Source organism: Lysinibacillus fusiformis (assembly GCF_002845985.1).
Classification (GTDB): domain Bacteria; phylum Bacillota; class Bacilli; order Bacillales_A; family Planococcaceae; genus Lysinibacillus; species Lysinibacillus fusiformis_D.
In genome coordinates this window covers 204741-222508 of sequence record NZ_PDFK01000002.1, presented here as the reverse complement: position 1 = coordinate 222508, position 17768 = coordinate 204741, and the positions used below count along the sequence as shown (strand labels likewise).

The following is a 17768-nucleotide window of genomic DNA, read 5'->3' as shown; positions in this document are numbered from 1 at the left end:
CACAATGAAAGAAACACGTGACCCCTCACAAATTCGCGTTGTCGTCGGCATGTCAGGTGGGGTAGATTCATCGGTGGCTGCATACTTGTTAAAACAACAAGGGTATGAAGTAATCGGGATCTTCATGAAAAACTGGGATGATACGGATGAAAACGGTGTTTGTACAGCGACTGAAGATTATGATGATGTGATTAAAGTGTGCAATCAAATCGGTATCCCATACTATGCTGTCAATTTCGAGAAACAATATTGGGATAAAGTTTTCACATACTTTTTAGAAGAATATAAAGCAGGGCGTACACCAAACCCTGACGTGATGTGCAATAAAGAAATTAAATTTAAAGCATTTTTGGAGCATGCCATGAACCTAGGCGCCGATTACTTAGCGACAGGACACTATGCACGTATTGATCGAAGTGTTGATGGTGAAGTGAAAATGTTACGTGGCGTTGATGATAACAAAGATCAAACATACTTTTTAAATCAACTATCACAGGAGCAATTAGCCCATGTGATGTTCCCAATTGGCGATATTGAGAAGAAAGAAGTGCGTAAAATTGCAGAGGAAGCTGGACTTGCCACTGCCAAGAAAAAGGATTCAACAGGAATTTGTTTTATCGGAGAACGTAACTTCAAGGAGTTTTTGAGTCAATATTTACCAGCTCAACCTGGCAAAATGGAAACAATGGATGGCGTTGTGATGGGACAACATGATGGTTTAATGTACTATACACTTGGGCAACGACATGGTCTTGGTATTGGTGGAGACGGTGAGCCTTGGTTTGTGCTAGGGAAAGATTTAGAGCGTAATGTGTTACTTGTTGGACAAGGCTTTGACAATGAGTTTTCATACTCTACATCATTGACTGCTGTGAAAATGAACTATACTTCGACAAAAAAATTGCCTGGGAAATTTTCTTGCACAGCGAAATTCCGCTATCGTCAAACAGATACACCAGTAGAAGTTGAAATTTTACCAGATGGTCGTGCACACATTACATTTGCAGAGCCTGTACGTGCGATTACACCAGGACAAGCCGTAGTGCTGTACAATGGTGATGAATGTATGGGTGGCGGTACGATTGACGAAGTCTTTAAAAGTAATGAAAAACTAACATATGTTGGATAACTTGTGTTAAGACTGCTCTTACTGCCTCTTGGCTTTCTAGAAGCAGTCTTTCGCTACATAGAGGTGAAGAACAAATGAATTATAATGAACAGGGCATTCAAGCATTTCAAGAAAGACGTTATGAGGATGCTGCCCAACTGTTTACAAAAGCAATTGAAGCAGAGCCCGAAAATGCCATTGGTTATGTGAATTTCGGCAATTTGTTAGCTGTGTTAGAGGATACAGAACGTGCAGAACGTTTCTTCCAAAAGGCGATTACTGTAGATGAAACTGCAGCGACAGCTTATTACGGTTTAGCCAATTTATATTATAATGCGGAACGCTATGCGGAAGCTGCAAAACTGTATGAACAAGCACTTAAACATCAGATTGAAGGGGCAGATGTTTATTATATGATGGGGAAATGCTTTGAGCGTATGGAGAACTCAAAACTGGCATTGCCCTATTTACAACGTGCCGTAGAAATTGCGCCAGAAGATACACAAATTCGTTTAACCTATGCGATTGTGCTATGTGCGCTAGAAATGTTTGAGGAAGGGAAGAGGGAACTGGATCTCTTAATCGAGCAGGATTGGAATAATGCAGATGCACATTATAATTTAGGCGTGCTCTATGCCGTTTCCACAGAACAAACGGAAGATGCAATGTATCATTTGAAACAAGCCTTTACATTACAACCTGAATATGACCAAGCACGATATATATATGATATGATTGCCCAACGATTTAACTGATAGATGATTAGCAGCAAGTGTCAATTGATGAACTTGCTGCTTTTTTCTATCAAAATGCAAAGCAATCTATAAATCTCATTTATTATTTTTCAGCAAATGAATTCCTTCCTCTTTTATTTTTCGTTCAAACTTGGTAATGTTTGTTATGCAGGAAAGGAAAAGGTGACAGGATGAATAAAGTATTTATTGCACTATTACTTGTAACAGCACTTGCCGCAATTGAAGGAACAATTGTAAGTACGGCTATTCCAAGTATTACAGCTGATTTATTAGGCGTAGACTTAATTAGCTGGATTTATTCCGCTTATTTACTAGCTTCTGCTATTGCTGCGATTATTTTTGGCAAGCTAGCTGATTTATTTGGACGCAAGCGGATGATTATTACAGGGATTATTATTTTTTTAGTAGGCTCGATGTTATGTGGTTTAGCCCAATCGATGGAGCAATTAATTGTCTTTCGTGCAATCCAAGGTATTGGTGCAGGTTCAATTTTACCCATCACATTAACAATGGTTGGGGAGTTGTATAAGACTGAAAAAGCGCGTGCCAAAGGACAAAGCTATTTAAGTATGGTATGGGGCGTGTCTGGCGTAGTTGGTCCATTATTTGGAGGTTTTATTGTAGACCAAGTGTCATGGCACTTTATTTTTTTCATTAATGTACCATTTGGTTTAGCATCTATTTATTTAATTGCGAAACATTATAAAGAGCAAATAGAAGCGGTGAAGCGTAAAATTGACTACCTAGGTGCTGTACTATTTACAATTGGCATGGTGGCGTTGTTATTTGTGATTATCGAAAACAGTAAAACGCAGGCTTGGTTATCAGGTCAATCATTGCTAATGTATCTAATTGCGGTTGTCTTCCTTAGTATTTTTATTTGGGTGGAATTACGAGCTGAAGAGCCAATTATTCCGTTAGCACTGTTTAAAAATGGGCGACTAATGGTCATAAATGCCTTAACATTAAGCGGGATGTCTATTGTGATTGGTGTAACGGTTTATATTCCGATATTTGCCCAAAGTGTTCTTGGTAAAAATGCAACACAAGCAGGCTTATTATTAACACCGATGTCTATTTTCTGGACGGTAAACTCCATTATGGCAGGTTATTTAATCGGGCGTTTAACGAATAAAAGAATTATTCAAATGGGGACAATTTTACTGGTTACGGGTACTCTATTACTGGCAAGACTATCTTCAGGTTCTAGCGATTTCAGCGCTTATTTCGCTTCATCATTAGTTGGGCTAGGAATGGGCTTTATCATGCCAATGTTGATGATTTCCATTCAAAAGGTGGCAAATCCGAAGCAGCTTGGCATCTCAATTGGTTTAAACTCCTTTACAAATACATTTAGTCAAGCGATTGGGGCAGCACTATTTGGGATGATTTTTAACTTAGCAACGAGTGAAAAAATGGCTTCATTAGGAAAAGGTGAAATTCAATTAAATGGTGAATTTGCAAGAGGTGGCTTTAGTCTAGAAGAAGTAAGCTTTTTAAAAGAAACTATTGCGAATGGCGTAAGCTATGTTTATGTCGCTACCTTTGTTTTTGCCATTTGTGCCCTGATTTTCTCCTTCTTTGTAGCGACGAAATCCAAGGAGCAGGCATAATCATTACAAAGCTTTAAAACTGTAAAAATCCACCTCACTCTCTGTGAAAAAGAACATTGGACAATTGGGTCTTTTACTTTTCTCACCGAAAGCTAGGTGGATTTTTATGTTCATTTAGTTTTGGTCATAATGACAACGGAGTGTCATTGATTGTTAGGTAGTTCTGTTAAGTATTTCGCTAAATGTGAAATAGGGGTACTGTCTAGTAATGATGGCTCTGCTTCATTTTCTTTTAAAATATTGATCTCTTTATTCAAACGCTCCATTTTTCGATCTAATTCAGCTGCTTGTAGTGCGGCTTCTTTTAATTCAATACGAATATGCTCGGGTACATCTTTGTTATACTTATAATAAATTTTGTGCTCCAAGCTTGCCCAAAAATCCATTGCTATTGTACGAATTTGGATCTCGGTGTAAACCTTTTCCATATGGTCTGACATAAAGATAGGAATTTTAATAATGAGATGTAAGCTTTGGTAGCCATTTTCTTTTGGATAAGCAATATAATCCTTCACTTCAACAACCTCAATGTCATGCTGTGCCTGTAACATGGCACTAACCTTGTAAATATCTTCCACGAAAGAGCAGGTGATGCGAGCGCCTGCTATATCACGAATATTTTCACGAACAGCCTCCATGGATGGGGGAAGCTCTTTTTTCATCATCTTCGCTAAAATACTTTTCGGTGATTTTACACGAGTGGAAATATGCTCAATTGGATTGTATTCATGAATCAACTTAAATTCTTCTTGCAATATATTTATTTTCGTTTCTACTTCCTGTAGAGCAAATTTGTAGGCTAAAAAGAAACGTGTTAATTCAGTTTGGAATGTTTTTAAAGAGTTTACCTCTAGTCCAGTTTTCATAGTTTGTAAATCCTTTCTAGTTGGTTTGTGCCATTTTTATTTTCTGTGTGGCTGTCATCCCAATGAGATAGCCAATAATGGGTGAAATTCCATAGCCCATAATAGGCATTGGAAAATGGCCAAAGAAAGTGACAAGAATTGTCATCAAGAAATAGAGTCCTAATATATCTTTTTTCCATGTGATAAAGAATGGATAGACTAATAATAGAAGGGCTCCAACTCCTAAAATAAGTAACATACTTCCCATATCTGCTACTAAAAATATTATTTGCTCTACATATGGTACAGGAGCTAAATGATCGATGTAAATCCAGGGTGTAAAGACATATAGGGTTAGTATGATTAGCGTAATATACTGCCATTTAGGGTTTTCTATAGCTCGCCATAAAATAATGGTGGAGGCACAAGCAAAAGCAGTAATTTGCCCTGCATCTGGTTGCAATAGTAAAATACCACCTATGAGAATCATGAATCCTATAACATATGGTAAATAATTACTTTTTGATAGCCTCCACAAATAAACAATGAGCATAGGTAAAATAATACTGGCCATATAAAAATTGAATGGACCCAAAGTTACCCATCGGTGGACACCCTCTAAGCCATTAAACCAAAAGGGCAGAATAAGTAAAATAGTTAAAATAGATGTGACCAAAAGAGGGTTCTTATGTAGTTCTATTAGGGGTGTTTTATTTAAAATGACATAGCAAAAACAAACGCCTAACATCCAGATGAATATATTTTGTATCTAAATACTTATGTCTACACCGTAGAAGATCATAGCGATCGTTCCTATAAGAAGTGCGGGAAGCATAAAAAAATAAGGTAGTATATGTTTAATATGGAGTTTAGTCATGTGACCCCCTTATACGTAATGCTATACAATATATAACTCATATGACAAACAAAAGGTTTCAGAAATTGTTGAAAGGAATAGAGGAGACGGAGGTGAGAAAATGAAAAAAAGGAGCTAGTGCCCCTTCGGTTTAAGTAATAATTTCAGCATTTAAGTTATAGCGCTTATTAAACTCATCGACAAAAACCTGTAAATCAATATATGTTCCGATATACGGTTCTGTTTCTTGATCGCGTAACAAGCCACAAGTTGCCTTTAATGATTTTGAAAACTCTAGTAACATTTGTTCGTTGTCCAGTTGCACGTGAATCGCAAGAGAATGATCTTTTTTATTTACTTTAAAATATTTACCATCTATGATTCTCTCTAAATTTGTTTCTTGAAATGGAAAAACATAATCTTTATAAATTAGCTTCACAAGATCCCACCTCTTTCACAATAGTTTACTACATCTGTATAAGGTAACTCCCCACCAAAAATAGAGAGGGCACTGCCAATGGTTACATGCAATTTTCCGTTGGCTAATTGATTAAATTTTTCTAAATCCTCCAGCGAACGAACACCACCTGCATAGGTAGTAGGAATAGAAGTCCAGGCAGCCAAATCCCTTACTAGGCTTTCCTGCATTCCCCCCTTTTTTCCTTCAACATCGACGGCATGAATTAAAAGTTCATCACAAAAATCTTCTAGATAGGCAATAGATGCTGCATTGACTTCGAAGTGACTATATGTAGTCCATTTATCTGTCATGACAAACCACTTTCCATCACGCATCTTGCAGCTAAGATCAATGACTAGACGTTCTTTACCTATCAGTTGGTTTAAACACTTTAAACGTGCTAGGTCTAGCTGTCCATCATGAAAAATATAGGATGTCACGATAATATGCGAAGCGCCTGCTTCAATATATTTTTGTGCATTATCAGCCGTGATGCCGCCACCAATTTGTAAGCCCTGAGGATAGGCTGCTAAAGCGGCTAAGGCGGCTTCTTCATTCCCAGAACCAAGCATGATAACATGTCCACCTGTTAAGCGATCTTTTGCAAACATTTTTGCATAGTAGCTAGCGTCATGTGTAGAAATAAAATTTTCTACGACAGCTTGATTTGCATAACCCAAAGTACTTCCTACAATTTGTTTTACTTTGCCATCATGTAAATCGATGCAAGGTCTAAATTCCACTAACTTCACAATCCTTCCGTGCGACTAATTCTTATTTATCATAGCATGGAATAAGAGATAAAGGCAGAGAATTGTCATTTGTCGCAATAATGTAAAAATAAAGTAGAGAATACATTTTTATCTACGATATTTTGATGAGGCTATGGTAAAATAAAAAGATTGAAGACAATAAGAAAGGACGGACCGAACATGACCGATCATCTAGATTTATTTGAACTCAATAAATTTTTTATACTCGGACGTCCAATCGTCTCTATCTTTCATAATGCACAAAATATGTATTCGATTGTACGTGTGAAAATACAAGAGACGAACTTACAATATGAAGATAAAGAAATTATCGTTGTTGGTTATTTTCCACCATTACAAATGGATGAACAATATCGTTTTACGGGTATCTTAAAACAGCATCCTAAATATGGTGCTCAATTTCAAATCGAGACATTTACGAAAGAGGTTCCTGCAACTGAGCAAGGGATTATTCATTATTTATCTAGTGACTTATTTGTAGGAATTGGGAAAAAAACGGCTGAAACGATTGTAGAAAAACTAGGGGCTAATGCTCTTCGTGTTATTTTAGAAGATCCTAGTGCACTTGACGCCGTTCCACGCTTATCCACTGAAAAAAAAGAAGTTATTCATCGCACCATCGAACAAAATCTAGGCCTAGAACGTGTGATGATTCAACTGAATGAGTGGGGCTTTGGTCCACAGCTCGGTATGAAAATCTATCAAACCTATCGAACTGAAGCCATAGAATTACTAACTGAAAATCCATATCGCTTGATCGAAGATGTTGAAGGCGTTGGTTTCTTTCGGGCTGACGAATTAGGGGCTAAACTAGGAATTACTGGTAAACATCCTGATCGTGTCAAAGCAGCGATATTTCATGTGTTAAATACAGCTGCTTTATCAGATGGACACGTCTATTTAGATGCGGAGCATGTCCTACCGCTTGTAAAGGATATGCTTCAACAAAGTCAGCGGCAGGAGATCCCGTTTGAGGACATTTCTAAAGCCTGTATTGAGCTACGTGAAGAAGGTAAAATTTGTGGTGAAGAAACTAGATTATATTTACCATCCCTTTATTTTTCTGAAGTAGGGATTGCCTCTAAAATCGTATCGCTCATTGAGCGAAATAATAAGGCTGAGCATTTTAGTAAGGACGAAATTAGAAAAGCCATTGGAGAAACAGAGGAGCTACTCAATGTCACCTACGCTGAGACACAAGCAAATGCTATTGAACAGGCTTTAAATTCAGCCGTCATGATTTTGACAGGTGGACCGGGTACTGGGAAAACAACGGTTGTACGTGGAGTGGTTGAAGTTTATGCAAAGCTACATGGTTTATCATTAAATCCAAAAGAATATGCTCAAAAAGAAGAACCATTTCCTATCATCCTTTGTGCACCAACTGGACGTGCTGCCAAGCGGTTAGCTGAATCAACTGAGCTTCCTGCAATGACCATTCATCGTCTACTTGGCTTTACAGGGCAAGAAAAAGAGGAAGAAACAGAGCGTGAGGTAACAGGAAAGCTCATCATTGTGGATGAAATGTCTATGGTGGATACATGGCTTGCCCATCAGTTATTAAAAGCTTTACATGAAGATGTCCAGGTTGTTTTTGTAGGGGACCAGGACCAGCTTCCACCAGTAGGGCCAGGACAGGTGTTAAAGGATTTATTAGCATCAAAGCAACTGCCAACTGTTGAACTAACAGATGTTTATCGACAAGCAGAGGGCTCTACAATTATTGAGCTTGCCCATCAAATTAAAAAGGGAACGATTCCAAATGATTTAACAGCTAAAACATCTGATCGTTCGTTTATAAAGGCTTCAGCCGATCAAGTTGCCAATGTTGTCACGCAGGTTGTCAAAAGTGCAGTAGCCAAAGGACAGGAAATTCGCAATATTCAGGTGCTAGCACCCATGTATAAAGGTACGGCTGGTATTGATAATTTAAATAAAATGATTCAAGAGCTCATTAATCCAAATGATACGGGAACAAGAAAAGAGCTGGTCTTTGGTGATGTGACTTATCGCATAAAAGATAAAGTACTTCAGTTGGTCAATCAACCTGAGAGCAATGTTTTTAACGGAGATATGGGCGAGGTCATCAGTATTATTAAAGCAAAAGAAACGATCGAAAAACAGGACTTACTGATCGTATCCTTTGATGGTATCGAGGTAACTTATCAACGCAGTGATTTGAACCAATTGACACTAGCCTATTGCTGCTCTATTCATAAATCTCAAGGCTCTGAGTTTCAAACAGTTATTATGCCAGTTGTCAGAGGATATTCAAAAATGCTGCGGCGTAATCTCTTATACACAGGGATTACTCGTGCTAAAAACTTTTTGATTTTATGTGGTGAACCCGATGTACTTGCAGATGGCTTACAGCGTACAGATGACCTACAGCGTTTCACTTCTTTACGTGCAAGACTTAATCCGATGGATATCAATGAAGAAATTGTGGAAGTGGAGGCTATGTCAATAGAGGAGCAGGAGTTGAACAATCCCGTCTCCATAGCACAAAAGCTAACAGTAGAAACAGCACCATATATTCATCCAATGATTGGGATGAATGATATCTCCCCTTATGATTTTTTAAATGACTAAAATAATTACTATTTGCTGTATATGCCCGATTAGACTGTCTAGTCGGGCTTTTCTATTTAGCCCATCGTCACCTAATATTTGGACATTTCATATACTAGGTGAGTACAAAAACATAGGGAATGTATAGGGGTGACAGCATGCCAATAATGACAGGGCAACAGTATATTGAACGTATAGATGCTTTAAAAACGTATATTTCGATTGATGGGGAAGTCGTGACAGGAAAGGTGTCAGAACATCCTGCATTTAAGGGGATTATGCAGAGTCAAGCAAAACTTTTTGACTTACAACATCAAGGGGCTCTTCTTGAAAAAATGACCTATGAATCGCCAACTAGCAAGCAGAGAGTTGGCATGTCTTTTCTTCAAGTAATGACGCCAGAAGATCTTGTGAAAAGGCGCCATGCGGCAAGGGAATGGGCATTATCTTCCCATGGTTTTATGGGGAGAAGCCCAGATTATATGAATACGACCTTAATGGCCTTAGCTTCAGCGTCAGACTTTTTAAAAGATAAGCCAAATTGTTTTCCAGAGCATTTACTGAAGTTTTATGAGTATGCTCGTGAGAATGATATTACTATGACCCATACCTTTATCGAACCACAGGTAAACCGTAAGCGCTATTACTATGAGGATGAAGAAGTGACGATTGCTGCCAAAATTATTGACAAGACGAGTGAAGGTTTAATCATTAAAGGGGCGAGATTACTAGCAACACAAGGCGGCATAACGGATGAACTGCTCGTTTTATCAACAAATGGTTATGATGAAGGAAAAGGTTTCGGCTTTTCGATACCGAGTAATACGAAGGGCTTAAAGTTTTTATGTCGCCAATCTTTTGTAGGTGGAGATTCCTCATTTGATTATCCATTAAGCTCTCGTTTTGAAGAAATGGATGCGATTGTTGTTTTTGATGATGTAGTTGTCCCTTGGGAACGGGTTTTTTATTACGAAAATGTAGATGTTGCCAATCAATTTATGAATGTTAGTGGCTTCCAAGCATACAGTTTACATCAAGTACTTTCTCGGCAAATTGCGAAGACTGAATTTGTATTAGGTGTTGTGCAGTCGATTGTGGACACCATTAATATCGGTGATTATCAACATGTACAACAAAAAGTAGTGGATGTAATTGTGACACTAGAAACGATGAAGGCAATGCTCGTAAAATCAGAAATAGATGCACAGCGAGATATGTTCGGCTTTCTTCGACCAGACCTCTCAACTTTGCAAGTAGCCATTCAAATTTTCCCGAGAGTATATCCGACTTTTACGGAAATCATCCAACAACTTGGGGCAAGCGGCTTAATGTCCATACCAAGTGCCAAAGCATTTGCAGCAGATGAAGGAGATCTTGATCACTATTTGCAATCATTCCAAGATAAAGGCGAAGAGCGAGTGAAAAAATTTCGTTTAGCTTGGGATTTAACAATGAGTAGTTTTGGCACAAGGCAAACACTGTATGAACGCTTTTTCTTTGGTGATCCAGTGCGTTTATCTAGCCTGCTCTATCAATCGTATAAACGGGACCAATTCGTGCAAAGAGTAGAAGACTTTTTAAAAAATGAATGATTTACAGTTTGACAGTTTGAATTCAATCCGCTATGATTTATAGGAATAAAAGAATAACATCCCTTCGTTAGGTGAGGCTCCTATGCTGGAGATACGCTACTACCCAAAAATGTCGAGAGACGCCAATGGGTCAACAGAAATCATCGAAATAAGGTGTTTTTTAACGTAGCTGGACATATTCCTATGCCGCATAGTGCTAAAACTCAACGTTTGAAGGTAACACGCATGCAACGATTTTTTATTGCTCTTTTTTGATATGTGTATTCAACACGCCTTCATTCGTAGAAGGCGTGTTTTTGTTATGAAAGGAAGGTGATGAGAAATGGATAGTAGTCCTGAACCGAATAAGTATCATTCTAGGCAAACGGAAACAAATAAAAGGCATCCATTTCGGATCACCAACGCAGACAAAAGGCGATAAAGGATGACCTTTTGTTTCCCTCAATAACAAAACATGAGGTGAAGTGCAATGATTAAAATCCACTATTTTAATAGCAGCAACAAGACAGTCCAACATGATTTCAACATGAAGGATTTACAACTACCTATTCATAATGAAGATTTATTATGGGTAGATTTATATGCGTATAGTTATAATGAATTGAATAATATAGCAGATGTATTTGGCTTTCATCCATTAGCAGTTGAAGATTGCTTACATGAAGGCTCCCGTCCGAAAATGGACAATTATGGCGATTATAAATTTTTTGTTTTCCATGCACCCATTTATAATGAAAAAAGTAATAATGAAATTACAACCGTTGAGCTCAATATTTTTATGGGTCCAAACTATGTTGTCACTGTACACAAACGGAAATTGCAATGGCTAGGTCACATGGAAAATGTTTGTGTTAATCGTTCCGAATATATGGAAAAGGGTACTGATTTTTTATTGCATACCATTATAGATGGCATTACAGATGAATATTTTCCAGTATTAGAGCGAATTCGAACTCGCATAGATGAACTAGAAGAAGAAATTTATGAGTATCAACCTAAAGTAGTGACTGAGGAATTTCTTGCACTAAAGCGGGCCATTATTTTAATTCGCCAGGCCATCATGCCGCAAAGAAGAATTTTTTCAACAATCAATGGTCAGTGGAAATTTGAGATACAGGAAGAAAATATCCCATTCTATAAAGATTTAAATGACCATCTAGAACGTATTGTTGACTCTACAGAGACATACCGCGATTTAGTTAACAGTACACTCGACACATATTTTTCAATTAATAGTGGTAAATCCATTGAAAAGCTGAATTTACTAACAGTTATTTCTACAATAATGTTACCATTATCTGTGATCACTAGCTTTTTTGGTATGAATGTGCCGTTACCTTATCAGGATTCACCTATTGCAACGATTGCAATCAGTGCTTTTCTAGTGCTCTTTACTTGGGGTATGTGGGTATATTTTAAAAAAATGATTGCTTAGATAGCATTAGTCATAGTAGTACTAATTGACAGCACAATAGATTTTTTTTATAATTTCGTTAGAAAAAGTAAAAACGATGATGGAAAAAGTACGTATTTGTGCGTGTACAAGAAAGGGATTTCTAGGCTGGAAAAATCCTCACGACAGCAAATGCCGAAAGCTACTCCAGAGTGCAGCTAATCCCTGCCGTTCACTGACGTTACAAGTGCTAAAGAGGTAAGTAAGCATTTTTTACTTACAACTAGGGTGGTACCGCGAGACAAATGACAAGTCCTCGTCCCTTTTTTGGGGATGAGGGCTTTTTTTATTTTCTTCGATAGTACTCTCCAAAGTGTAATTCATGTAGATCGCAGGATTCTTATCGTGATTTTACAATATAAAATAGGAGGAATTTATCCAATGAAAGCAGTAGATATTCGCCGTATGTATTTGGAATTTTTTAAAGAAAAGGGACATCATCATGAGCCATCAGCGCCACTTGTGCCAATAAATGACCCATCACTACTATGGATTAACTCAGGTGTTGCCACTCTTAAACCATATTTTGATGGTCGTGTTATTCCTGACAATCCACGTATTACGAATGCACAAAAATCGATTCGTACCAATGATATTGAGAACGTTGGGAAAACAGCTCGTCACCATACATTCTTTGAAATGTTAGGAAACTTCTCCATTGGTGACTACTTCAAAAAAGAAGCAATCCATTATGCTTGGGAGTTTTTAACGGATAAAAAATGGATGGGCTTTGATCCAGCGTTATTATCTATCACAATTCACCCTGAAGATCAGGAAGCATATGATGTTTGGCATCAAGAAATCGGTATTCCTGAAGAGCGTTTAATCCGTTTAGAAGGAAACTTCTGGGATATTGGAGAAGGTCCATCTGGTCCTAACTCAGAGATTTTTTATGATCGTGGTGTAGAATATGGCTCAGATGAAAATGATCCTGAAATGTATCCAGGTGGGGAGAACGAACGTTATCTCGAAATTTGGAACCTTGTGTTCTCGCAATTCAACCATAATCCTGATGGTACATACACACCCCTACCAAAGCAAAATATTGATACAGGTATGGGCTTAGAGCGTATTGTATCTGTTGTTCAAAATGTACCAACAAACTTCGATACAGATTTATTCATGCCAATCATTGAAAAAATCGAGGAATTTGCCAACCGTAAATATAAGCGTCCTAGCGAAGTAGATTTAAATGAAATTTTCGGCTCAGAAGAGGATATTAATACACCGTTTAAAGTTATTGCAGACCATATTCGTACAGTAGCTTTTGCCATTGGCGATGGTGCTCTTCCTTCAAACGAAGGACGTGGTTATGTATTGCGTCGTTTATTACGCCGTGCTGTTCGTTATGCTAAACAAATTGGCATTGAGAAGCCATTTATGTTTGAACTGGTACCAACTGTAGGGAAAATCATGGAAGACTTCTATCCAGAAGTAACGGAGAAATGTGAATTTATTCAACGTGTCATTAAAAATGAAGAAATTCGTTTCCATGAAACATTGGACGGTGGTTTAGCAATCTTTAATGCAGTAGTGGAATCGCAAAAAACAGCTGGCCACGATTATATTCCTGGTGCAGATGCCTTCCGTTTATACGATACGTATGGCTTCCCAATCGAATTAACAGAGGAATATGCAGAAGAAGTGGGCATGAAGGTTGATCATGAGGGCTTCGAGGCAGCGATGGAAGAACAGCGTGAACGTGCTCGTGCAGCTCGTCAAGATGTTGATTCTATGCAAGTACAAAATGAAGTATTAGCAAACTTAACAGTTGCAAGTGAATTTGTTGGCTATGATACGTTAACGGTTTCTACTGAAATCGCTGCAATGATCGTCAATGGTCAAGTAGCAAAAGTTGCTTCTGAAGGACAAGAAGCATTCGTTATTTTAGCGAAGACACCATTCTATGCAGAAATGGGTGGTCAAATTGCTGATAGCGGTACTATTTCAAATGATCGTTTTACGGCTATCGTAAAAGATGTTCAAAAAGCACCGAATGGTCAACCGCTTCATACAGTAGTAGTTGAATCTGGTGAAATGCATGTAGAAGATGCAGTGCAAGCAGTGGTCAATCGTGATGACCGTAATTTAATTATTAAAAACCATACAGCGACACATATTATGCAACGTGCATTAAAAGATGTGCTAGGCGATCATGTTAATCAAGCTGGTTCATATGTAGGTCCTGACCGATTACGTTTTGACTTCTCTCATTTTGGTCAAGTTACAAAAGAAGAATTACAGCAAATCGAGCGTATTGTAAATGAGAAAGTGTGGGATGATATAGAGGTCGTTATTGAAGAAAAAGGCATTGACGAAGCGAAAGCGATGGGTGCAATGGCATTGTTCGGTGAAAAATATGGCGATGTAGTTCGTGTCGTATCAATAGGAGATTATTCGATTGAGCTATGTGGTGGTATCCATGTCAAACGTTCTTCTGAAATTGGCTTCTTCAAAATTGTTTCAGAAGGTGGTATTGGTGCAGGTACTCGCCGTATTGAAGCTGTGACAGGTAAGGTTGCCTATGAAGCAGTAAAAGAGGAAGAAGCTTTATTAAATGAGGCAGCAGCATTATTAAAAGCAAACCCTAAAGATGTCGTGACAAAAGTGCAGGCATTGCAGGCTGACTATAAAGAGTTACAACGAGAAAATGAAGCCTTATCCCAAAAAATCGCAAATGCACAGGCAGGAGCTATCGTTGATGCAGCACAAACAATTGGTGATGTGACAGTTCTATCGACAAAAGTAGAGGCGAAAGATAATAATCAACTGCGTCAAATGATGGACGACTTAAAAGTGAAAATGCCAAAAGCAGTTATTGTTCTTGGAGCGGTTGATGGCGAAAAAGTTATGTTATGCGCTGGGGTTTCCAAAGAATTAGTTGGTGGCAATTACCATGCAGGGAATATTGTGAAAATGGTTGCAGAAGCTTGTGGCGGTAAAGGTGGCGGTCGCCCAGATATGGCGATGGCAGGTGCAAAGGATGCCTCAAAACTTGAAGAAGCATTAGTTTCTGTGTATGATTATATTAAATCCATTTAACTTCTTTCAACGAAAAGAAGTGAAAGCCTCTGGCTGATTCCGAACGTAATTATGCCGAGGTATAATTGATAATACGCCAAAACATGTTATAATAAAGAGAAATTGGAGATGAGCTTGTCTGCACATCTCCTTATTTCTGAAAGCGAGGTGCTGGTCATGAGTTCATTTGATCAAACGATGAAATTTAATTTTCCAGAAGAATCAATGGAACAGGAAGTCAAGCAAGTAATGTTGAAAGTACATTCTTCATTAGAGGAAAAGGGATATAACCCTATCAATCAGATTGTTGGTTACTTACTTTCTGGTGATCCGGCGTATATTCCTCGCCATCAGGATGCTCGTAATTTAATTCGCAAGCTTGAGCGTGACGAAATTCTAGAGGAGCTTGTTAAATTTTATATTAAAAAGAATAACGAGGACTAGAAATGAGAATTATGGGATTAGACGTTGGGTCGAAAACTGTTGGGGTTGCTGTTAGTGATGCACTCGGGTGGACTGCCCAAGGTATTGAAACCGTAAAAATTGATGAGGCTAACGGAGAGTTCGGCATTGACCGCATCGCCGAGCTAGTAAAGGAATATGCTATAACAGAATTTGTTGTAGGATATCCGAAAAACATGAATAATACGGTAGGACCGCGTGGAGAAGCATCTGAGGACTATAAAAAGTTGTTGGAAGAAACATTTTCACTACCGGTTAAGTTATGGGATGAACGTTTAACGACGATGGCTGCAGAACGTATGCTAATCGAAGCGGACGTGAGTCGCAAAAAGCGCAAGCAGGTCATTGATAAAATGGCGGCTGTGATGATTTTACAAGGCTACTTAGATAGCAAAAATTAATTGATGAGGTGACTTAGGCATGACACACGAGCATAACCATGAAGAAGAACTACATGTTCAACACATTACAGTGATTGACGAAAACGGAAACGAACAGCTTTGTGAAGTGATTCACGTTCATGAATCTCCAGAGTTTGGCAAATCATATGTGTTTTACTCAATGGTAGGCGCAGAAGAAGATGAAGATGGCTCAGTTGAAATCTTCGTATCTTCATTTGTACCATCTGAAAATGGTGAAGATGGTGAATTAACGCCAATCGAAACTGAAGCAGAGTGGGATATGGTAGAGGACGTTTTAAATGCTTTAGAGGATGAAAACGAAGAATAATCTTCTAACTCAAAGCTTGGAACAAGGATCGCAGCTTGCATTCCTTGTTCCTTTTTTATTGAGCCTCTGTCTAGTAGTTGAATTGTGGAGATACATGTGGGTTTCGCTCAAGAGTGTTGTAAATCGTTCGTAAAGTGAGAGAAACCGCTCAAAAGTAGGGTGACAGCACTCATCAAATGACTGGAACTACTCAAGAGCCCGCTAATAAAATACTCAACAATAATAGCGTGGGGGTAAATAAAATCCACTTAATAAATGACAGCAAAGGTATAAAGGAGGAACCCAAATGAATGAAGAAACACAAGAATTTACGATAATAGTCGAAGGTGGCAAAGAGCAAAAATGCCGTGTGGTCTTTACATTTGATGCAGAGGACAAGTCTTATGTGCTATTTTCACTTGTAGATGACAAGGGGCAAGAAATCCCGGGGGATATTTCAGCGATGACCTTTGATTATGATGACAATACGGGTGAAATGGCCAATTTACAGCCAGTTGAAACGGATGCCGAATGGGAAATGATTAATGAGGTAGTGTTGACACTTCTTGATGAATTCGATGCAGAGCCCCAGCTTATTACTGTGACCAATGAAGATGGAACAGATCAAATTTGTGAGGTTATTCATACTTTTTCATCTGAGCAATTTGGTAAATCGTATGTTTTATATGTTCCAGCGACGGATGAACCTATGGAAGAACGTGATATTTTTGCAGCTCAATATTTGTCTGGAAATGACGGTTCTATAGAAGAATTATTACCAATTGAAACGGATGAAGAATGGGCCTTTGTTGAGGATGTATTAAACGAATTGTAAAAACTGTGAGTGGTTGTTAGCCACTCACAGTTTTTTTTATGTTGTTGAAAAAAGGTGATGTCAATAGCAGAAAAAGAACCTTTAGCAAGGCGAGGGGTTGATTTCCGTTCCACCAGCGTCCTTTCCAGGGGGTGTCCGATGAGCCACTTCACTTACTGCGTTCGCTCCAGGGTCTCCTCTGTGACGCTAAATCCCCTAGGAGTGACGCTGGCTCCACTCCAATCAGCCATTCTGCAAAAGTGTCTTTTCCTGAACAAAATAGCCCATTATTTATATTATAAGAGAGGATAGCCTCTTACTTTCAATGTGGAGAAGTGATGTGTGACAACACCCCTCCATAAAGAGTAGTGAAGACCTTTGCTAAAAAAGGCAATATTTTTGTGGGTTGGAGTGGAAGGCTACTTGAGTCCCGTGGGATAGCGAGACAGGCGAGCCTCTAAACGGAGCGGTAGCAGAGGAAGCGGCTCGGCGCTCGCCCACAGGAAAGCAAGTAGCCTGCAACGGAAATCCTTTTTTACCTTTCGCAAAAATGCTGTGAATTGTTTTGTTTTTCAATACTATGAAACCTCTGAGTGGTTGTTAGCCACTCAGAGGTTTTTGTTTTATTAATAGAAATTTTCTATCAAGGGTCTAAAAATATTCTATCTGTAAATGGGATTTTTGCATTTTCGATTAAATTTAATGGATTTTCGAGAAAAAATATGCATTTCAACTTT

15 protein-coding genes, 1 riboswitch and 1 other annotated feature are annotated in these 17768 nt (G+C 38.4%); of the genes, 11 read left to right on the top strand and 4 right to left on the bottom strand.

Annotated features, from left to right (window positions below; genetic code table 11):
- Window positions 1-4: 4 nt before the first annotated feature.
- The 3 genes from mnmA to CRI88_RS07135 all read left to right on the top strand — a co-directional run bounded on the left by mnmA (window position 5) and on the right by CRI88_RS07135 (window position 3476).
- The gene (mnmA, locus tag CRI88_RS07145) at window positions 5-1129 is read left to right on the top strand and encodes a tRNA 2-thiouridine(34) synthase MnmA (protein WP_058844058.1); all 1125 of its coding nucleotides are present in this window, start codon (window positions 5-7) and stop codon (window positions 1127-1129) included.
- A gap of 74 nt (window positions 1130-1203) precedes the next feature.
- A complete protein-coding gene (locus CRI88_RS07140; protein ID WP_101966501.1) occupies window positions 1204-1863 on the top strand; it encodes a tetratricopeptide repeat protein in 660 nt (219 codons plus the stop codon).
- Between the two features lie 170 nt (window positions 1864-2033).
- Complete coding sequence (locus CRI88_RS07135; protein WP_101966500.1) at window positions 2034-3476, top strand: MDR family MFS transporter; 1443 nt, start codon at window positions 2034-2036, stop codon at window positions 3474-3476.
- Window positions 3477-3619: 143 nt separating this feature from the next.
- Here CRI88_RS07135 and CRI88_RS07130 read toward each other — a convergent pair whose 3' ends face one another.
- The 4 genes from CRI88_RS07130 to hisA all read right to left on the bottom strand — a co-directional run bounded on the left by CRI88_RS07130 (window position 3620) and on the right by hisA (window position 6380).
- Complete coding sequence (locus tag CRI88_RS07130; RefSeq protein ID WP_036124348.1) at window positions 3620-4342, bottom strand: GTP pyrophosphokinase; 723 nt, start codon at window positions 4340-4342, stop codon at window positions 3620-3622.
- 16 nt (window positions 4343-4358) lie between these two features.
- Window positions 4359-4895: a hypothetical protein gene (locus CRI88_RS07125; RefSeq protein ID WP_180957785.1), complete on the bottom strand. Its 537-nt coding sequence runs from the start codon at window positions 4893-4895 to the stop codon at window positions 4359-4361.
- A gap of 433 nt (window positions 4896-5328) precedes the next feature.
- Entirely contained in the window at window positions 5329-5616 is a 288-nt protein-coding gene (locus tag CRI88_RS07120) for a hypothetical protein (RefSeq protein ID WP_036124345.1), read from the bottom strand.
- Window positions 5613-6380 carry a phosphoribosylformimino-5-aminoimidazole carboxamide ribotide isomerase gene (hisA, locus tag CRI88_RS07115; RefSeq protein ID WP_101966498.1) on the bottom strand — a complete coding sequence of 256 codons (768 nt, stop codon included), beginning with the start codon at window positions 6378-6380 and terminating at the stop codon, window positions 5613-5615. The genes CRI88_RS07120 and hisA overlap by 4 nt, the downstream gene beginning before the upstream one ends.
- A 189-nt stretch (window positions 6381-6569) precedes the next feature.
- On the opposite strand from hisA, the gene recD2 reads away from it, so the two are divergent.
- The 8 genes from recD2 to CRI88_RS07075 all read left to right on the top strand — a co-directional run bounded on the left by recD2 (window position 6570) and on the right by CRI88_RS07075 (window position 17052).
- A complete protein-coding gene (gene recD2, locus CRI88_RS07110) occupies window positions 6570-9002 on the top strand; it encodes an SF1B family DNA helicase RecD2 (RefSeq protein WP_058844063.1) in 2433 nt (810 codons plus the stop codon).
- A 137-nt stretch (window positions 9003-9139) separates the two neighbouring features.
- Window positions 9140-10573, top strand: coding sequence for a 4-hydroxyphenylacetate 3-monooxygenase, oxygenase component (gene hpaB, locus CRI88_RS07105; RefSeq protein WP_036124339.1), 1434 nt, complete (start codon window positions 9140-9142; stop codon window positions 10571-10573).
- 56 nt (window positions 10574-10629) lie between these two features.
- Window positions 10630-10795: riboswitch (M-box (ykoK) riboswitch) on the top strand.
- A gap of 247 nt (window positions 10796-11042) precedes the next feature.
- Window positions 11043-12008 carry a magnesium transporter CorA family protein gene (locus CRI88_RS07100; RefSeq protein WP_036124338.1) on the top strand — a complete coding sequence of 322 codons (966 nt, stop codon included), beginning with the start codon at window positions 11043-11045 and terminating at the stop codon, window positions 12006-12008.
- Window positions 12009-12075: 67 nt separating this feature from the next.
- Window positions 12076-12293, top strand: a binding site (T-box leader).
- Window positions 12294-12407: 114 nt separating this feature from the next.
- A complete protein-coding gene (gene alaS / locus CRI88_RS07095) occupies window positions 12408-15068 on the top strand; it encodes an alanine--tRNA ligase (protein WP_089933437.1) in 2661 nt (886 codons plus the stop codon).
- 156 nt (window positions 15069-15224) lie between these two features.
- On the top strand, window positions 15225-15491 hold the full coding sequence (locus CRI88_RS07090; protein WP_004226839.1) for an IreB family regulatory phosphoprotein: 267 nt from the start codon (window positions 15225-15227) through the stop codon (window positions 15489-15491).
- 2 nt (window positions 15492-15493) lie between these two features.
- Window positions 15494-15910, top strand: a complete 417-nt coding sequence (gene ruvX / locus CRI88_RS07085) for a Holliday junction resolvase RuvX (RefSeq protein WP_036124334.1) — start codon at window positions 15494-15496, stop codon at window positions 15908-15910.
- 19 nt (window positions 15911-15929) lie between these two features.
- Window positions 15930-16238, top strand: coding sequence for a DUF1292 domain-containing protein (locus CRI88_RS07080; protein ID WP_036124332.1), 309 nt, complete (start codon window positions 15930-15932; stop codon window positions 16236-16238).
- 286 nt (window positions 16239-16524) lie between these two features.
- Window positions 16525-17052, top strand: a complete 528-nt coding sequence (locus tag CRI88_RS07075; protein ID WP_036124330.1) for a DUF1292 domain-containing protein — start codon at window positions 16525-16527, stop codon at window positions 17050-17052.
- The last annotated feature ends 716 nt before the right edge of the window (window positions 17053-17768 follow it).

Bases quoted from the DNA above. Each gene is read 5' to 3' on its own strand.
- mnmA (WP_058844058.1), top strand. From the start codon at position 5: ATGAAAGAAACACGTGACCCCTCACAAATTCGCGTTGTCGTCGGCATG.
- CRI88_RS07140 (WP_101966501.1), top strand. From the start codon at position 1,204: ATGAATTATAATGAACAGGGCATTCAAGCATTTCAAGAAAGACGTTAT.
- CRI88_RS07135 (WP_101966500.1), top strand. From the start codon at position 2,034: ATGAATAAAGTATTTATTGCACTATTACTTGTAACAGCACTTGCCGCA.
- CRI88_RS07130 (WP_036124348.1), bottom strand. From the start codon at position 4,342: ATGAAAACTGGACTAGAGGTAAACTCTTTAAAAACATTCCAAACTGAA.
- CRI88_RS07125 (WP_180957785.1), bottom strand. From the start codon at position 4,895: ATGGCCAGTATTATTTTACCTATGCTCATTGTTTATTTGTGGAGGCTA.
- recD2 (WP_058844063.1), top strand. From the start codon at position 6,570: ATGACCGATCATCTAGATTTATTTGAACTCAATAAATTTTTTATACTC.
- hpaB (WP_036124339.1), top strand. From the start codon at position 9,140: ATGCCAATAATGACAGGGCAACAGTATATTGAACGTATAGATGCTTTA.
- CRI88_RS07100 (WP_036124338.1), top strand. From the start codon at position 11,043: ATGATTAAAATCCACTATTTTAATAGCAGCAACAAGACAGTCCAACAT.
- alaS (WP_089933437.1), top strand. From the start codon at position 12,408: ATGAAAGCAGTAGATATTCGCCGTATGTATTTGGAATTTTTTAAAGAA.
- CRI88_RS07090 (WP_004226839.1), top strand. From the start codon at position 15,225: ATGAGTTCATTTGATCAAACGATGAAATTTAATTTTCCAGAAGAATCA.
- ruvX (WP_036124334.1), top strand. From the start codon at position 15,494: ATGAGAATTATGGGATTAGACGTTGGGTCGAAAACTGTTGGGGTTGCT.
- CRI88_RS07080 (WP_036124332.1), top strand. From the start codon at position 15,930: ATGACACACGAGCATAACCATGAAGAAGAACTACATGTTCAACACATT.
- CRI88_RS07075 (WP_036124330.1), top strand. From the start codon at position 16,525: ATGAATGAAGAAACACAAGAATTTACGATAATAGTCGAAGGTGGCAAA.